We start from the raw sequence: 16,807 nt of genomic DNA, 5'->3' as shown, positions 1-16,807 counted from the left end.
TCCTCCTTTGGGGAGGCTTTTAATTTCGTGAATGTCGTCACATTTAGAAAATACCCTTCTCTTTTAATCCTCAGGTAGCAACTTTTCCTCCAGCGTCAGAAAATCCATATTAAAGTTGTGACTTTTTTCTCCCTCGCTCCGGCTATGATTTTCTCACACCAAATATAAACACCTGCTGCTCTCTGAATCGCAATCGCTGGCGATCGGAAACCTATAAAAACAACTGATTACCCTACAAAATAAGCGAGTGCCCCATGAATATGGCAACAAACAGCAGTGTGATTGTGAGTGATTCCCCTGCGGCAAGGCGGGCGGGAATGAGCGAAAGCGAGTGGCGAGAGGCGATTAAATTCGACAGCACCGACACGGGCTGGGTCATCATGAGTATCGGGATGGCTATCGGCGCGGGGATTGTTTTTCTCCCGGTTCAGGTTGGATTAATGGGGCTGTGGGTCTTTTTGCTCTCGTCGATTATTGGCTATCCGGCCATGTACCTCTTCCAGCGATTATTTATTAATACGCTGGCGGAATCCCCGGAATGTAAAGACTACCCGAGCGTGATTAGCGGTTATTTAGGTAAAAACTGGGGCATCTTATTAGGCGCGCTCTATTTCGTGATGCTGGTGATCTGGATGTTCGTCTATTCCACGGCTATCACCAACGACAGCGCCTCGTATTTGCATACCTTCGGCGTGACCGACGGTTTGCTCTCGGAAAACCCGTTTTACGGCTTATTCCTGATCTGCATTCTGGTCGCTATTTCGTCGCGCGGTGAAAAGCTGCTGTTTAAAGTTTCCAGCCTGATGGTGCTGACCAAATTATTCGTGGTTGCCGCGCTGGGTCTTTCGATGATTGGACTCTGGCATTTAGCCAACGTGGGCATGCTGCCGCCGATGGGGCTGCTGATTAAAAACGCCATCATCACGCTGCCCTTTACCTTAACTTCCATTCTGTTTATTCAGACCTTAAGCCCGATGGTGATTTCGTATCGTTCACGGGAAAAGTCCGTTGAGGTGGCGCGCCATAAAGCGCTGCGGGCGATGAATATTGCCTTTGGCGTGCTGTTTGTGACGGTCTTTTTCTACGCCATCTCCTTTACGCTAGCGATGGGGCATGACGAGGCGGTCAAAGCCTACGAGCAGAACATTTCGGCTCTGGCGATTGCGGCGCAGTTTATCAGCGGCGACGGCGCGGGCTGGGTCAAAATCGTCAGCGTGATCCTCAATATTTTTGCTGTGATGACCGCATTTTTCGGCGTCTACCTCGGCTTCCGCGAGGCCACGCAGGGGATCGTCATGAACATCCTGCGCCGCAAAATGCCGGCAGAGAAAATCAATGAAAATGCCGTCCAGCGCGGGATTATGCTGTTCGCTATCCTGCTGGCCTGGAGCGCGATCGTGTTAAACGCGCCGGTGCTGAGCTTCACCTCCATCTGTAGCCCTATCTTTGGCATGGTGGGCTGCCTGATCCCTGCATGGCTGGTCTACAAGGTCCCGGCCCTGCATAAGTATAAAGGCGTATCGCTGGTGATAATCGTCATCACCGGACTGCTGCTTTGTGTTTCTCCTTTCCTCGCATTCTCCTGAGGGTAATTAAGGTCGTAACGATGTCTAAGCAAACTCATCCTTTATGGAATCAATTTATTCGCGTAGTGCAGGAAGAAGTTAAGCCTGCGCTGGGGTGCACCGAGCCCGTTTCTCTGGCGCTGGCCTGTGCGATTGCCGCAGAGCAACTGCCTGGCGACGTCACGAAGATTGAGGCGTGGGTATCGCCGAATCTGATGAAGAACGGGCTTGGCGTAACGGTGCCGGGCACCGGCATGGTCGGGTTGCCCATTGCGGCTGCGCTGGGCGCGCTGGGGGGCAATGCGCAGGCGGGGCTGGAGGTGCTGAAAGATGTCACCGCCGATGCGCTGGCGCGCGCCAAAGCAATGCTTAACGCTGGTCTGGTGCAGGTGAAATTGCAGGAGCCGTGCGAGGAGATCCTCTACTCGCGTGCCTGCGTTTACGCCGGAGAGGCTTCGGCCATGGTGACCATCGCGGGCGGGCATACCCGCGTGGTGGAGGTGGTTTGTCAGAGCGAAACGCGCTTCAGGCTTGACGATCGGCAGGCCGAGGTAAGTAACGATCCGCTGGCGGTTCTGTCAAATACCACGCTCTCGCAGATCCTTGAGTTTGTGGAGCAGGTGCCATTCGAGGCGATCCGCTTCATTCTCGATGCGGGGCGTCTGAACGATGCGCTCTCCCGTGAAGGTTTAAGCGGCAGCTGGGGTCTGCACATTGGCGCGACGCTCAGTAAACAGCGCTCACGCGGATGGATGGGGCAGGATCTGGGTTCAGACATTGTTATCCGCACCAGCGCGGCCTCGGACGCCCGCATGGGGGGCGCGACGCTGCCAGCGATGAGCAATTCTGGCTCCGGGAATCAGGGGATCGCCGCCACCATGCCGGTTGTGGTAGTCGCTGAGCACGTTCAGGCTGGTGATGAACGGCTGGCGCGGGCGCTGATGCTCTCGCATCTGTCGGCGATCTATATTCATTATCAGCTTCCGCGCCTGTCCGCACTCTGTGCGGCGACAACGGCAGCGATGGGCGCTGCGGCGGGGATGGCGTGGCTGATGGGCGGTTCTTACCAGACCATTTCTATGGCGATCGGCAGTATGATCGGTGACGTCAGCGGGACGATCTGCGATGGGGCGTCTAACAGCTGCGCCATGAAGGTTTCAACCAGCGTCAGCAGCGCCTGGAAAGCCGTGATGATGGCACTGGATGATACTGCCGTGACGGGCAACGAGGGCATTGTGGCGCACGACGTGGAGCAGTCGATCGCCAACCTGTGCGCGCTGGCGTGCCGCGCAATGCAGGCCACGGACCGGCAGATTATTGAGATTATGGCGAGTAAGGTGTAGCGAGTTCAGGGCTCTATCGGTTCCCTCTCCCTGTGGGAGAGGGTTAGGGTGAGGGCGTTCTTTAAACCGGCAAATCAATCAGCAGCGCGCGCAGCGGCGTATCCGCCACCAGGGTAATATTCGCTTCATCACGAATAAACGCCCCGTCGCCGCAGGTCAGCGCTTCTTTCTCTTCCGTGTGCGTCACCGCGTGCACCGTACCGTGAATGGACTGCAAATAGGCGCGCGGACCGTGCAGCTGGAAGCTCGCCTGTTCACCTTTTTTCAGCTCGATATGGTGCAGCCACACCTGCTGACGTAGCTGTAAACTGCCTTTGCTGCCGTCAGGTGACGCTATCAGCTGCTGTTTATCGCCCTTCAGATCTATTTTCTGCACAAGCGGGTTTTCCCGCTCAGGGCAGGCGTCCAGCCACAGCTGCATGCGGGTCAGCGTTTTGTCTTTGCTGAGGTTATGCTCGCTGTAGCTGATGCCCGGCTGCGTGGAAATTAACAATGCTTCGCCAGCCTTTGCCTGGACATGATTGCCCTCGCTGTCGCGGTATTCTGCCTCGCCTTCCAGGATCAGGTTCAGGATATCGACTTTCGGGTACGTACGCGGCTGGAAGGACGCGCCCGGGGCGAGCACTTCCTGATTCAATACGCGCAGTGAAGCGTAACCGAGGAGTTTCGGGTCAAAATAGTGTCCAAAGGAAAAGGTGTAGCGGGCCTGCAGCCAGCCAAAATCGGCTTGTCCGCACTGTTTAGCTGTTCTTGTCGTAATCATAAACTTGACCTCTCTTTACACTAAAACAATGGTAAAGGTATGGACGCTGCATTGTTAGCCAGATATTCTGCCCGGTATGTTCAAATTTCCTGAATGAGAACGAGATGGCTAAAGAGAGAGCATTGACGCTTGAGGCGCTGCGCGTCATGGACGCGATTGACCGGCGGGGCAGTTTTGCCGCGGCGGCAGATGAACTGGGGCGCGTTCCGTCTGCGCTGAGCTACACCATGCAAAAACTGGAGGAAGAGCTGGACGTCGTGCTCTTTGATCGCTCCGGTCATCGAACAAAATTCACCAACGTGGGCCGAATGCTGCTGGAGCGCGGCCGCGTGCTGCTGGAAGCAGCAGACAAGCTCACCACGGACGCCGAAGCGCTGGCGCGCGGCTGGGAAACCCATCTGACGTTAGTCACCGAAGCGCTGGTGCCCACTGAAGCGCTGTTCCCGCTGGTGGACCGCCTGGCGGCGAAGGCCAACACGCAGCTGTCGATCATCACCGAGGTGCTGGCCGGGGCGTGGGAGCGTCTGGAGACGGGCAGGGCGGATATCGTCATTGCGCCAGATATGCACTTCCGCTCATCCTCGGAAATCAACTCCCGCAAGCTTTACAGCGTCATGAACGTCTACGTTGCCGCGCCGGATCACCCGATTCATCAGGAGCCGGAACCGCTTTCTGAGGTCACGCGCGTGAAGTATCGCGGCGTGGCGGTGGCGGATACCGCGCGTGAACGTCCGGTGCTGACGGTTCAGCTGCTGGATAAACAGCCTCGTCTGACGGTCACGTCACTGGAAGACAAAAGGCAGGCGCTGCTGGCCGGTTTGGGCGTGGCGACGATGCCGTATACGTTTGTGGAGAAAGATATTGCGGAAGGGCGACTGCGGGTTGTGAGCCCGGAGTACACCAGCGAAGTGGACATTATTATGGCGTGGCGCCGCGACAGCATGGGCGAAGCCAAATCGTGGTGTTTGCGAGAAATACCTAAGCTCTTTGCGCATCACAACAAATAAGCGTACAGGCCCGGTAAGCGTAAGCGCCACCGGGCAGGAATTTATGCGCCGATCTTAGGATCCGGACCAAAGCGGTTTTCGCCCGGCGTCCCGCTCTGACAGTTGAAAATCAAAATCACGATCCAGCCGACAAGCGGGATCAACAGCAACAGCAGCCACCATGCCGAACGGTCGGTGTCGTGGAGACGACGAAACAGCACGGCCCATGAAGGCAGCAGGACCAATAAACCATAGATCGTGGTGAGTACGCCTTCACCGCCGGCGCGCTCCCATCCGAGAATTTTATCCACGATGCCCAGCACCATAATCAGGACGAAGTTCACCAGAACAAACATCCAGTACTCTTTGCGGCGGGCGCGGCCACCAAATCCAATGTAGTTGCGCAGTACTTTTAAATACCAGTCCATTTTTTCCTTGCCTCAATAATCGGTCAATCACTTGTTTTTTAAGCGATCGAGATAAGGATAGATGGAGATTGTGAATTAAAAAAGGGCATCTGATGATGCCCTCCGTATTTATCCAAAACGAACGTCGCGCCCGTGCGGTTCATCCAGGTCCTGCCACGGGCCAACGGAAATAATGCCCGTTGGGTTGATGGTTTTGTGGCTGCGGAAGTAGTGGGTGCGAATATGGTCAAAATCGACCGTTTCCGCGATCCCTGGCATCTGGTAGATGTCGCGCAGGAAACCGTGCAGGTTCATGTAATCGCTGATGCGGTGTTTATCGCACTTGAAGTGGGTGACGTAAACCGGGTCGAAGCGGATAAGCGTGGTCCACAGGCGGATATCCGCTTCCGTCAGGCGATCGCCCGTTAAATAGCGGTGCTGGCCGAGGATCTGCTCCAGCCGTTCCAGGGATTCAAAGACTTTCCCGACCGCTTCGTCGTAGGCTTCCTGGCTGGTGGCGAAACCGGCCTTGTAGACGCCGTTGTTAACGTTGTCGTAAATCCAGCCGTTCAGCTCGTCAATTTTATCCCGCAGCTCGACCGGGTAATAATCTCCGGCGCGGGCACCGTGCGCGTCAAACGCGGTGTTAAACATGCGGATGATTTCCGCGGACTCATTGCTGACGATCGTCTGGTTTTTCTTGTCCCAGAGCACCGGCACCGTAACGCGTCCGGTGTAGTGCGGATCGGCGCGCAGGTAGAGCTGGTAAAGGAAATCGTGGTGATACAGGTCATCACCGGTCGCGGCGGGGAAATCGCTGTCGAACGTCCAGCCATTTTCCAGCATCAGTGGGTTGACCACCGAAACCGGAATCAAAGATTCGAGCCCTTTAAGCTTGCGCACAATCAGCGTGCGGTGTGCCCACGGGCAGGCGAGAGAAACGTACAGATGATAACGATCTTTCTCCGCCGCGAAGCCGCCTTCGCCGCTTGGGCCAGGCGCGCCGTCGGCGGTCAGCCAGTTACGGAAGGCCGAAACAGAGCGCTTAAAGCGTCCTCCGGTGGATTTAGTGTCATACCAGACATCCTGCCAGACGCCGTCTACGAGTTGTCCCATTTTTTCTCCTCCGTCAGATAGCAAAAGCGAGGAGATATCTCCTCGCTTTGGATTCAATCAGTATAGCGTGCTTACCACTTCTTATTCAGAAGGCGGTCGATGCTGTATGCGCCTGGACCTGTGATAGCCAGCAGCAGGAAGCCACCCGCGATGGTCAGGTTTTTCATGAACATCAGTGAGTTCACGCCTTCCGCAAAGTTGCTGTGGAACAGGAACGCGGTCAGCAGGGTAAAGCCTGCGGTAAACAGCGCAGTGGTGCGAGTCAGGAAGCCGAACAGAACCGCCAGGCCGCCGCCGAACTCAAGCAGAATAGTCAGTGGCAACAGGAACCCCGGAACGCCCATGGATTCCATATATTGCTGAGTACCCGCATATCCGGTGATTTTGCCCCAACCTGCCACGATGAACAGAATTGGCATCAGAATACGTGCGACCAGTACACCAACATCTTCTAATTTTTTCATTTTACTCTCCAGGAAACCACATCAGCGGCTGAACATTATTTGTCTGCAATTCCGGGTAGATACCGCGGCTCTGCTGTCGATGGAGAGGATAATAAACGGGGCGGGTGGCAATTGTTAGCAAGGAAAACTGTCAATCTTCTTCAAAGATATTGAGTAAGGCCAGGTGCGCGCTGGTGCCCTCACCCCAACCCTCTTCCACGGGGAGAGGGCGAAAAAAAACGGTAACCAGGGTTACCGTTTTTTTATCACCGCAGCTGCTGTTGTCGCAACGTCGCTTTCACCAGACGCCAGGCGCTCCAGGCACCAAAACCGCGTCGGGCCCAGCGGATGAGCATATTCGGATGACGAACCGTCCAGATAGCCATCACGCTGCTGCCGACCAGCGCCCATGAACGCAGGCTCAGGAAGGTATTCCAGCCACGGTCAAACCGTCGCGTCGCGTCGATCCAGTCACGGCGGCTGGCAGACAGATCCAGCCGTTGCTGCTGGATCTGACTTAACAGGTACGCTTTTCGCTTCTGACGTTCCGCTTTATCGCTCACGGCTTGTCATCCTCCAGCAGGGCGCGATCGTTAGCCAGCTCCTGGCGCGTGTGGCGCAGGAAAGTGGACTTGCGTGCTTTACGCAGTGTCCATATGCCGCCAATCAACGCCGCGACCAGAAGAACGACGGTCGTGGCAATCATCGCGTTGAGTCGATACTGCGGGTCAATGGCCCAGATGATTAACACCATCAGGCTCATCAGACCAAACGCGGCGAAGAGCATGGTCAGTCCGAGCATCAGCAGCATCTGGAAGAGGTTCGCTTTCTCCTCTTCCAGTTCGACCACTGCCAGCCGGACGCGCGTTTCGGCAATCCCGACCAGCGTCGTTAAAATACGCTGGCCGATGCCGAGGACGTTATTAGCAGGCCCTTGTGCGTGACGAGGATCTTCCATATCAACGACGCGTCAGCAGGACACCCAGTACCACACCTACTGCGGCACCAATTCCGACACCCGTCCATGGATTATCACGTACATATTCGTCCGCACGCGCAGCCGCTTCACGGGTCTGTTTCGCCAGCGCATCCCCGGTTTCACCCAGGCGGTAGCGGCTCTCTTTCAGCGCCTGCTCCGCTTTGCTGCGCAGTTTGCTCACTTCTTCTTTCGACTTATCGGCAGAGGAGTTCAGCACCTCTTCAAGGGTATCGGCCAGGGATTTCAGTTCAGCGCGCAGATGTTCAGACGTCGTATCTTTTGACATGATTCTCTCCTGTTGAGATTTCCGTTAACTCAATAATCGCGAGCTTCCAGCGCTTTCAGGTCGTCCTGCGCCTCTTTCAACTTCTTCTCGCGCTTAGCAATTTTTTCCGCATCCCCTTTCTCTTTCGCTTCCTGCAGGTCTTGACGGCGCTCGGCTATCTCGTCCTTTTGTTCAGCGATTTTCTTCTGGTGATCGGCACGCAGCTTGCTGTCTGAACAGTTCGCTTTCACTTCGCTCAGCGCTTTTTTAAGACCATCAACACGGTGCTGATTGTTATGCTTTTCGGCATAACCGATCTCACGCTGAATATCCTGTTCTTTCTCCTGACAGAGAGAGTTTGCGAAGGTCGCTGTGCTTAAAGATAAAAGGGCCAGAGCCAGGGTAATGCGGAATTTCATTATCGAAACCTTCCATTGTGTTGCGGGGTTAGCCGCTATCCAAAATTATGCGGAGTACATTCGAGGGGTGCTCCGCGTACTTAAGCATAGTAAGTAAACGGGGGATTCACCAAAGTGAGTGAAAAGATTCGGAATCCTGGAAGTTATCCGAACCGATGCGACGTATCGCGAATCAACGACAGCCATGCGGCCGGCGAGTTGTCGTCTTCCTGCTGGGCAATGATATATCCGTGCGGCAGCGTACGGTCAAGAACGGCTTTCGCGGCGGCGCTCTGCGCACGGGAATCAAACTTAATCAGTAAAACATCGTCCTGCGGGGTGATGCTTTTAAAGCGGATGCCGTTTGCATCCAGATGATGCCAGACAGAAAAACCGTCAGGCACACCGCCCCCCTGGTTTACCGGACGAATGGCCAGCGTAGCGTCCTGATGTGAAAGCGTGTTCCAGGCCAGCAGTATGGCGCTGAGCATCACCAGTGCAATAAAGGCACAGGCAAAGCGGCGCATGGCGAGCGGTGAGATAACCATCGTTAACCTCGCGCTCCGTATTTTTTCTTCCACAGGACAACCAGCGAGCCAATCAGGCCGAAGACCAGCAGAACAACAGGCAGCAGCATCAGGCAGGACATCAGCTGATCTTCATATTTCATGAAGACCGGCGTTTTACCCAGCGCATAGCCCAGCGTCGTCAGGATCAGAACCCATAACAGGCCGCTCATCCAGTTGAAGAACTGGAAGCGTGCGCTGCTCAACCCGGACAGCCCGGCAATGGTGGGCAGCAGGGTGCGTACAAAGGCGATAAAGCGGCCAATCAGCAGCGCGGAAAGCCCATGCTTATGAAACAGGTGGTGCGCCCGTTGGTGATAGTGCGCAGGCAGATGGGAAAGCCAGTTCTGTACTATTCGGGTATTGCCCAGCCATCTTCCCTGGATATAACTCACCCAGCAGCCAAGGCTGGCCGCGACGGTCAGTAATAAAATGGTCTGCGGGAACGCCATTGCGCCTTTGGCACACAGCACGCCGACAAGCACCAGCAAACTGTCACCCGGTAAGAAGGCCGCAGGCAGCAAACCATTCTCAAGGAACAGGATCATAAACAAGACAAAATAGAGCATGCCAATCATGGAAGGGTTGGCCAGCGTTTCAAAATCCTGCGCCCAAAGGGCATGCAGCAGTTGGGTCAAAAGTTCCATTCAGTGTTCCTGGAAATCGGTTAACGTCTCGCCTGTTATCCGGGACAAACAGCACGGCGACATTGTTGTGATTTCATTATGGTCGCTCGCGGACACATTGAGTTGTGGCCAACACTGTTCCCTGTTAATTGGCTGGTTAGCAAGCACTAACTTTCAAAATAACGAAGTGAATCCAATTGTAACAAAGCCCGACGTTCTGCGTCACAGAATTTGCAGGGTGAGGTGATTTTGGCGTAAGCCCTGAAAGTGAGCGAGGGATTTTACAAAGGCTGACACTATATATGTTTTGCTTACCCACTCAGGCGGGAAGGCGCAGCGATGCGCCTGCCGGCAGAAAGGTCACCTATTTTGCGCCGCTCGGGGCCGTATCGAGGTGAACGACAGGATTATCAGCAAAAAGATAGCGGTCGGCGTTAAATTCGAAGTCGTCGCTGGTTTCATTGAACAGCATCTGCTTGGTGTTTTCCAGGTGCTGCCACATGGCCAGTTTCGCCGCGTGGGGATCTTTACGAATCAGCGCCTTAAGGATCTGGTCGTGATCGTCACACCAGTTGTCGACCGTGCGGGAATCGATGTGATCGTGCAGTTTTTTCCAATAGGGGTTGTGAACGCGCTGAGTCCACATTTTCTCAACGATTGCCGCCAGCGCCGTATTCTGGGTGGCCAGGGCAACCTGAACGTGAAACTGCAGGTCCCACTCGGAATCACGGAAACATTTTTCCTTGCGGGCGTTTTCCTGAATCTCCATCAGCTTCATGATGTCCTGCTTGGTCACCTGCGTGGCGGCAAATTCGGCAATATTGCTTTCGATCAGCTGGCGAGCCTGGAGCAGCTCAAACGGGCCGTAGCTGGCGAATTCCAGACTTTCATCCGCTACCGGAGAGTGCTTAGGCTGATTAGAAATAACGTGAATGCCGGAACCTTTGCGTACCTCGACGTAGCCTTCCACTTCCAGCATGATAATCGCTTCGCGCACTACGGTGCGGCTCACACTTTTTTCATCCGCGATAAAGCGCTCGGCGGGAAGTTTATCACCGACAAGATAGACCCCTTGCTCGATGCGATCTTTCAGCTCAGCAGCAAGTTGTTGATATAAACGACGTGGTTCGGTGATTTCCATATGCGCTCCAGGCAGGGTACGGCAGATGATTTGTTATACCACTTTCATGGAATACTCTCCAGATTTTGCCATTAAAAAAGCCGCCCGCGGGCGGCTTCGGTGAAACGTATTTTCGCTAACTCTGCGTAGCCGGTTTCCCGAGGGACTCTTTCGCCAGCTCCTCTGCAGATTTACTTTTCAGCACCGTCCAGATAACCACCGCACCCATCAGGTCAAAGATTGCCAGCACCGCGAACAGCGGGCTGAAGCCGATGGTATCCGCCAGCGCGCCGACGACCAGTGCGAACATGGTACTTGCGGTCCACGCGGCCATCCCGGTCAGGCCGTTGGCGGTTGCCACTTCGTTACGACCAAAGACGTCAGAGGAGAGCGTAATCAGCGCGCCGGACAGCGACTGGTGCGCAAAACCACCGATGCACAGCAGCGCGATAGCGACGTAGGGGCTGGTGAACAGGCCAATCATGCCCGGGCCAATCATCAGCAGCGCGCCCATGGTCACCACCATCTTACGGGAAACAATCAGGTTCACCCCAAACCAGCGCTGGAACAGCGGCGGCAGGTAGCCGCCCACGATACAGCCCAGATCAGCGAACAGCATCGGCATCCAGGCGAACATCGCGATCTCTTTCAGGTTAAAGCCATAGACCTTGAACATGAACAGCGGGATCCAGGCGTTGAAGGTCCCCCAGGCCGGTTCAGCCAGGAAGCGCGGCAGGGCGATACCCCAGAACTGACGGGTGCCCAGGATCTGCCAGACGGACATTTTCTTACCGTTGTTGGTCTGATGTTGCGCTTCCTGACCACCAATAATGTATTCGCGTTCTTCCTCGGAAAGTTTCTTCTGATCGCGCGGGTGTTTATAGAAAACCAGCCACGCCATTGCCCACGCAAAGCTCAGCACGCCAGAGATGATGAACGCCATCTGCCAGCTGTGCATCACGATAGCCCACACCACCAGCGGCGGCGCAATCATCGCGCCGATGGACGAGCCTACGTTGAAGTAGCCGACCGCAATGGAACGCTCTTTTGCCGGGAACCACTCGGAGCTGGCTTTCAGCCCCGCCGGGATCATCGCCGCTTCCGCTGCTCCTACCGCGCCACGGGCCAGCGCCAGACCGCCCCAGCTGCCTGCCAGCGCGGTTGCGCCGCAGAACACCGCCCAGGCGATGGCGAAGAAGGCATATCCGATTTTGGTTCCGAGAATATCCAGAACATAGCCAGCGACTGGCTGCATGATGGTGTATGCCGCGGAATAGGCGGCAATGATGTAAGAGTATTGCTGCGTGGAGATATGCAGCTCTTCCATCAACGTCGGCGCCGCGGCTGCCACGGTGTTACGCGTCAGGTAGCCCAGCACGGTGCCCAGTGTCACCAGCGCGATCATATACCAACGTAACCCTTTAATTTTACGCATCTAAAACCTCATCGTTATGTTATTTCCGCGCCAGAGCACGGCAACCTCTCAACCGTTTCCGGGAGCAGCTGTGTAACGGGAGGGGCATAACCGGGAGAATGTCCCGGAACGGCCCGAACCTTGCCATAAGTAAGCGTGCATAAGTTGGTATCCGTACCGTTAAACCCGATGTTTCTCACACCGGTAATGCATTCCGTCGGCTGAATGTTTGCGACGGCGAAAAGATAACTTGTCATACAACTTTAAAAGGTGAGTGACATCACAAATGTATGATCCTTTGTAGGGTCATTATTCGTTGCGGGTGAAGCCAGTATCGACGCGGCCTGTAGAGTGATTTACCCCAATTTGGGTAATTTATTTGTCGACGTTTATTGATCTCACTCACGAAAAAAACGTCGGCGGGTGGAAATTGGTGTGATAACTTTGCAGCATATGAACATACGCTTTCTGACGCTCCCGTAATGAGGAAGACGATAATGACGCCGTTTATGACCGAAGATTTTCTCTTAGATACCGAATTTGCTCGCCGCCTGTACCACGACTACGCAAAAGACCAGCCGATTTTCGACTACCACTGCCACTTACCGCCGCAGCAGGTTGCCGAAAATTACCGTTTCAAAAACCTGTATGACATCTGGCTGAAGGGTGACCACTATAAATGGCGTGCCATGCGTACCAACGGCGTGGCTGAGCGCCTGTGTACCGGCGATGCGACCGATCGCGAGAAGTTTGATGCCTGGGCGGCGACCGTTCCGCACACCATCGGTAACCCGCTTTACCACTGGACGCACCTCGAACTTCGCCGTCCGTTTGGCATCACTGGCAAGTTGCTTTCACCCGCCACGGCGGATGAGATCTGGGACCAGTGCAATGCGCTGCTGGCGCAGGATAACTTCTCCGCGCGCGGCATCATGAAGCAGATGAACGTGAAGATGGTGGGCACCACCGACGATCCGATTGACTCCCTGGAACATCATGCCGTTGTCGCCAAAGACACCTCTTTTGACATCAAAGTGCTGCCAAGCTGGCGCCCGGACAAAGCCTTCAACATCGAACAGGCCACCTTCAACGACTACATGGCGAAGCTGGCGGAAGTGTCCGATACCGATATTCGTCGTTTCGCTGACCTGCAAACCGCGCTGACTAAACGCCTGGATCACTTCGCGGCGCACGGCTGTAAAGTTTCCGACCACGCGCTGGACGTGGTGCTGTTTGCGGAATCAAACGAAGCGGAACTGGACAGTATCCTGGCGCGTCGTCTCTCCGGCGAAGGCTTAAGCGAGCATGAAGTGGCGCAGTTCAAAACGGCGGTGCTGGTATTCCTCGGTGCGGAATACGCGCGTCGCGGCTGGGTACAGCAGTACCACATCGGCGCGCTGCGCAATAACAACCAGCGCCAGTTCAAACTGCTGGGCGCGGACGTGGGCTTCGACTCCATCAACGACCGTCCGCTGGCGGAAGAGCTGTCCAGACTGCTGAGCAAACAGAACGAACAGAACCTGCTGCCGAAAACCATTCTGTACTGCCTGAACCCGCGCGATAACGAAGTGCTGGGCACCATGGTCGGCAACTTCCAGGGCGAAGGGATGCCGGGCAAGATGCAGTTCGGCTCCGGCTGGTGGTTCAACGATCAGAAAGACGGTATGGAGCGGCAGATGACGCAACTGGCGCAGCTGGGCCTGCTGAGCCGCTTTGTCGGCATGCTGACCGACAGCCGCAGCTTCCTCTCTTACACGCGCCACGAATACTTCCGCCGCATTCTGTGCCAGATGATTGGCCGCTGGGTGCATGCGGGTGAAGCGCCAGCGGATCTCCAGCTGCTGGGCGACATGGTGAGAAACATCTGCTTTAACAATGCGCGTGACTACTTCGCCATTGAACTGAACTAAGGCCTTCTGAGGTTGATATGCAATACATCAAAATCCATTCGCTGGATAACGTCGCCGTCGCGCTGGCAGATTTAACCGAAGGCACGGAAGTGACCTTTGACAACCAGTTGGTCACGTTACGCCAGGCCATTGGACGTGGACACAAGTTTGCCCTGATCCCCATTGCAAAGGGGGAGAACGTGGTGAAGTACGGTTTGCCCATCGGCCATGCGCTGGCGGATATTGCACCGGGTGAATATATTCATTCCCACAACGCGCGCACGAATCTGAGCGATCTGGACGAGTACAGCTATCAACCTGATTTACCCGAAGAAAATGTGCAGGCGGCGGATCGTGAAGTGCAGATCTACCGCCGCGCTAACGGTGAGGTGGGGATCCGCAACGAGCTGTGGATCCTGCCGACCGTCGGCTGCGTCAACGGCATTGCGCGTCAAATTCAGACGCGTTTCCTGAAAGAGACCAACAATGCCGAAGGCACCGACGGCGTGCATCTGTTCAGCCACACCTACGGCTGCTCGCAGCTGGGCGATGACCACATCAACACCCGCACCATGCTGCAAAACATGGTGCGCCACCCGAATGCGGGCGCGGTGCTGGTGATCGGCCTCGGCTGCGAAAACAACCAGGTGGGTGCCTTCCGCGACACGCTGGGCGAATTCGATCCTGAGCGCGTGCACTTCATGGTGTGCCAGCATCAGGACGACGAAGTGGAGGCGGGCGTTGAGCTGCTGCACCAGCTTTATGAGGTGATGCGCCACGACAGGCGCGAGCCGGGCAGGCTGAGCGAGCTGAAGTTTGGGCTGGAGTGCGGTGGGTCTGACGGCCTTTCCGGGATCACTGCCAACCCGATGCTGGGCCGCTTCTCGGATTACGTGATCGCCAACGGCGGTACGACGGTGCTGACCGAAGTGCCGGAAATGTTCGGCGCGGAGCGCATTCTGATGAGCCACTGCCGCGACGAAGAGACGTTTGAGAAGACCGTTACCATGGTGAATGACTTCAAACAGTACTTCATCGCCCACAATCAGCCGATTTATGAAAACCCGTCGCCGGGTAATAAGGCGGGTGGGATCACCACGCTGGAGGAGAAATCCCTCGGCTGCACCCAGAAAGCGGGGGCCAGCCAGGTGGTGGACGTTCTGCGCTACGGCGAACGCCTGAAAACCCACGGTCTGAACCTGCTGAGCGCACCGGGTAACGATGCGGTCGCCACCAGCGCGCTGGCGGGGGCGGGCTGTCATATGGTGCTGTTCAGCACCGGTCGCGGTACGCCGTACGGCGGTTTTGTGCCGACGGTCAAAATCGCCACCAACAGTGAGCTGGCGGCGAAGAAAAAGCACTGGATTGATTTCGACGCAGGCCAGCTGATACATGGCAAAGCGATGCCGCAGCTGCTGACGGAGTTCGTGGACACTATCGTGGAGTTTGCTAACGGCAGGCAGACCTGCAATGAGAAGAACGACTTCCGCGAGCTGGCGATCTTTAAGAGTGGTGTGACGCTTTAATCGGTGCGGCCTGATGCCCTCTCCCACGGGGAGAGGGTACAAACACTAAAAACGGCAACCTCAGGGTTGCCTTTTTGCTGTTAACCTCGCAGGGCATTCTTCGCTAAACGCGCGTCTTCCGCCTGACAGGCCGCTGCGGTGAACAGCACGTCGGTAGAGGAGTTCAGCGCGGTTTCACAGGAGTCCTGCAGCACGCCGATGATAAAGCCGACGGCAACAACCTGCATCGCAATCTCGTTCGGGATGCCAAACATATTGCACGCCAGCGGGATCAGCAGCAGCGAACCGCCCGCCACGCCGGATGCGCCGCAGGCACACAGCGACGCCACCACGCTCAACAGCAGCGCCGTTGGCAGATCAACAGGAATACCCAGCGTATGCACCGCCGCCAGGGTCAGCACGGTGATAGTAATAGCCGCGCCCGCCATGTTCACGGTCGCGCCCAGCGGGATCGACACGGAATAGGTATCGCGGTCCAGGTTCAGCTTCTCCGCCAGCGCCATGTTCACGGGAATGTTCGCCGCAGAGCTGCGGGTGAAGAAGGCATACACGCCGCTCTCGCGCAGGCAGGTCAGCACCAGCGGATACGGGTTACGGCGGATCTGCCAGAATACCAGCAGCGGGTTGATCACCAGCGCCACCAGCAGCATACAGCCGACCAGAACAACCAGCAGCTGCGCGTAGCCCCACAGCGCGTCGAAACCGGTGGTCGCCAGCGTGGAAGAGACCAGCCCGAAAATACCGACTGGCGCAAAGCGAATCACCAGTTTCACCATAAAGGTGACGGCGTTCGACATATCATTCACCAGGTTTTTCGTGGTCTCGTTGCCGTGACGCAGCGCGAAGCCCAGTCCAATCGCCCAGACCAGAATACCAATGTAGTTTCCGCTCATCAGCGCGGTGATGGGGTTAGAAACCATGCTCATCAGCAGGCCGCGAAGGACTTCGACAATGCCGGACGGCGGCGTGATATCACCGGCCGCGCTGGTCAGGTGCAGTGTGGACGGGAACAGGAAGCTGAACACAACGGCCGTTAAGGCCGCAGAGAAGGTTCCCAGCAGATACAGGAACAGAATTGGGCGAATGTTGGTTTTTTGTCCGTGCTGGTGGTTGGCAATCGACGCCATCACCAGCATCAGCACCAGTACCGGTGCGACGGCCTTCAGCGCGCCAACGAAAAGGGTGCCGAGCAGCCCCGTGGCTTCCGCGGCAGGTTTTGACACCATCGCCAGCAGAATACCCAGTACCAACCCGACCAGAATTTGTTTTACAAGGCTGCCCTGCGCCAGGCGCGCGAACAGACCGCGTGATTGTGTGCTCATACGTTATTCCTGAGTGAAATTGCGTTCCATCCTGGATGTGCTCTAAGTCACATTTGTGTCCGGATGTAAGTATTTGTTT

18 protein-coding genes are annotated in these 16,807 nt (G+C 56.0%); 5 read left to right on the top strand and 13 right to left on the bottom strand.

Features of this window, described 5'->3' with window-relative positions; all coding sequences use genetic code 11:
* The first annotated feature begins 254 nt into the window (after positions 1–254).
* Positions 255–1,586, top strand: coding sequence for an HAAAP family serine/threonine permease (locus HBM95_19915; GenBank protein NIH45176.1), 1,332 nt, complete (start codon positions 255–257; stop codon positions 1,584–1,586).
* A gap of 20 nt (positions 1,587–1,606) precedes the next feature.
* Positions 1,607–2,908, top strand: a complete 1,302-nt coding sequence (locus tag HBM95_19910; protein NIH45175.1) for a serine dehydratase subunit alpha family protein — start codon at positions 1,607–1,609, stop codon at positions 2,906–2,908.
* A 61-nt stretch (positions 2,909–2,969) separates the two neighbouring features.
* Here HBM95_19910 and HBM95_19905 read toward each other — a convergent pair whose 3' ends face one another.
* A complete protein-coding gene (locus HBM95_19905; GenBank protein NIH45174.1) occupies positions 2,970–3,671 on the bottom strand; it encodes a pirin family protein in 702 nt (233 codons plus the stop codon).
* A 104-nt stretch (positions 3,672–3,775) separates the two neighbouring features.
* Between HBM95_19905 and yhaJ the strand changes: the two genes are divergently transcribed.
* Positions 3,776–4,678 carry a DNA-binding transcriptional regulator YhaJ gene (gene yhaJ, locus HBM95_19900; protein ID NIH45173.1) on the top strand — a complete coding sequence of 301 codons (903 nt, stop codon included), beginning with the start codon at positions 3,776–3,778 and terminating at the stop codon, positions 4,676–4,678.
* 41 nt (positions 4,679–4,719) lie between these two features.
* Here the strand turns inward: yhaJ and HBM95_19895 are convergent, their stop codons facing one another.
* The 11 genes from HBM95_19895 to HBM95_19845 all read right to left on the bottom strand — a co-directional run bounded on the left by HBM95_19895 (position 4,720) and on the right by HBM95_19845 (position 12,012).
* Entirely contained in the window at positions 4,720–5,085 is a 366-nt protein-coding gene (locus HBM95_19895) for a DUF805 domain-containing protein (protein ID NIH45172.1), read from the bottom strand.
* Positions 5,086–5,193: 108 nt separating this feature from the next.
* Positions 5,194–6,180 (bottom strand): glutathione S-transferase family protein, encoded by a 987-nt coding sequence (locus HBM95_19890; protein ID NIH45171.1) that lies wholly within the window; start codon positions 6,178–6,180, stop codon positions 5,194–5,196.
* 71 nt (positions 6,181–6,251) lie between these two features.
* Positions 6,252–6,644 (bottom strand): DoxX family protein, encoded by a 393-nt coding sequence (locus HBM95_19885; GenBank protein NIH45170.1) that lies wholly within the window; start codon positions 6,642–6,644, stop codon positions 6,252–6,254.
* Positions 6,645–6,889: 245 nt separating this feature from the next.
* Positions 6,890–7,186 carry a hypothetical protein gene (locus HBM95_19880; protein ID NIH45169.1) on the bottom strand — a complete coding sequence of 99 codons (297 nt, stop codon included), beginning with the start codon at positions 7,184–7,186 and terminating at the stop codon, positions 6,890–6,892.
* Positions 7,183–7,581: a hypothetical protein gene (locus tag HBM95_19875; protein NIH45168.1), complete on the bottom strand. Its 399-nt coding sequence runs from the start codon at positions 7,579–7,581 to the stop codon at positions 7,183–7,185. Before HBM95_19875 ends, HBM95_19880 begins: the two co-directional genes overlap by 4 nt.
* Before the next feature lies 1 nt (position 7,582).
* On the bottom strand, positions 7,583–7,888 hold the full coding sequence (locus HBM95_19870; GenBank protein NIH45167.1) for a DUF883 domain-containing protein: 306 nt from the start codon (positions 7,886–7,888) through the stop codon (positions 7,583–7,585).
* A gap of 29 nt (positions 7,889–7,917) precedes the next feature.
* Complete coding sequence (locus HBM95_19865) at positions 7,918–8,286, bottom strand: DUF1090 domain-containing protein (protein ID NIH45166.1); 369 nt, start codon at positions 8,284–8,286, stop codon at positions 7,918–7,920.
* A gap of 143 nt (positions 8,287–8,429) precedes the next feature.
* On the bottom strand, positions 8,430–8,813 hold the full coding sequence (mzrA, locus tag HBM95_19860; protein NIH45165.1) for an EnvZ/OmpR regulon moderator MzrA: 384 nt from the start codon (positions 8,811–8,813) through the stop codon (positions 8,430–8,432).
* A gap of 2 nt (positions 8,814–8,815) precedes the next feature.
* The gene (locus HBM95_19855; protein ID NIH45164.1) at positions 8,816–9,478 is read right to left on the bottom strand and encodes a DedA family protein; all 663 of its coding nucleotides are present in this window, start codon (positions 9,476–9,478) and stop codon (positions 8,816–8,818) included.
* A gap of 343 nt (positions 9,479–9,821) precedes the next feature.
* Positions 9,822–10,598 (bottom strand): transcriptional regulator ExuR, encoded by a 777-nt coding sequence (gene exuR, locus HBM95_19850; protein NIH45163.1) that lies wholly within the window; start codon positions 10,596–10,598, stop codon positions 9,822–9,824.
* 115 nt (positions 10,599–10,713) lie between these two features.
* Positions 10,714–12,012, bottom strand: coding sequence for an MFS transporter (locus HBM95_19845; GenBank protein ID NIH45162.1), 1,299 nt, complete (start codon positions 12,010–12,012; stop codon positions 10,714–10,716).
* Positions 12,013–12,488: 476 nt separating this feature from the next.
* On the opposite strand from HBM95_19845, the gene uxaC reads away from it, so the two are divergent.
* Positions 12,489–13,901 carry a glucuronate isomerase gene (gene uxaC, locus HBM95_19840; protein ID NIH45161.1) on the top strand — a complete coding sequence of 471 codons (1,413 nt, stop codon included), beginning with the start codon at positions 12,489–12,491 and terminating at the stop codon, positions 13,899–13,901.
* A 17-nt stretch (positions 13,902–13,918) separates the two neighbouring features.
* Complete coding sequence (locus tag HBM95_19835) at positions 13,919–15,406, top strand: altronate dehydratase (GenBank protein NIH45160.1); 1,488 nt, start codon at positions 13,919–13,921, stop codon at positions 15,404–15,406.
* A gap of 80 nt (positions 15,407–15,486) precedes the next feature.
* Here the strand turns inward: HBM95_19835 and sstT are convergent, their stop codons facing one another.
* Positions 15,487–16,728 carry a serine/threonine transporter SstT gene (gene sstT / locus HBM95_19830; GenBank protein ID NIH45159.1) on the bottom strand — a complete coding sequence of 414 codons (1,242 nt, stop codon included), beginning with the start codon at positions 16,726–16,728 and terminating at the stop codon, positions 15,487–15,489.
* Positions 16,729–16,807 lie beyond the last annotated feature (79 nt).

The sequence above is a fragment of the Enterobacter asburiae genome, from assembly GCA_011754535.1.
Taxonomy (GTDB): Bacteria; Pseudomonadota; Gammaproteobacteria; order Enterobacterales; family Enterobacteriaceae; genus Enterobacter; species Enterobacter cloacae_N.
The sequence above is the reverse complement of the archived record's forward strand: the minus strand, read 5'-3'. Positions and strand labels throughout refer to the sequence as shown.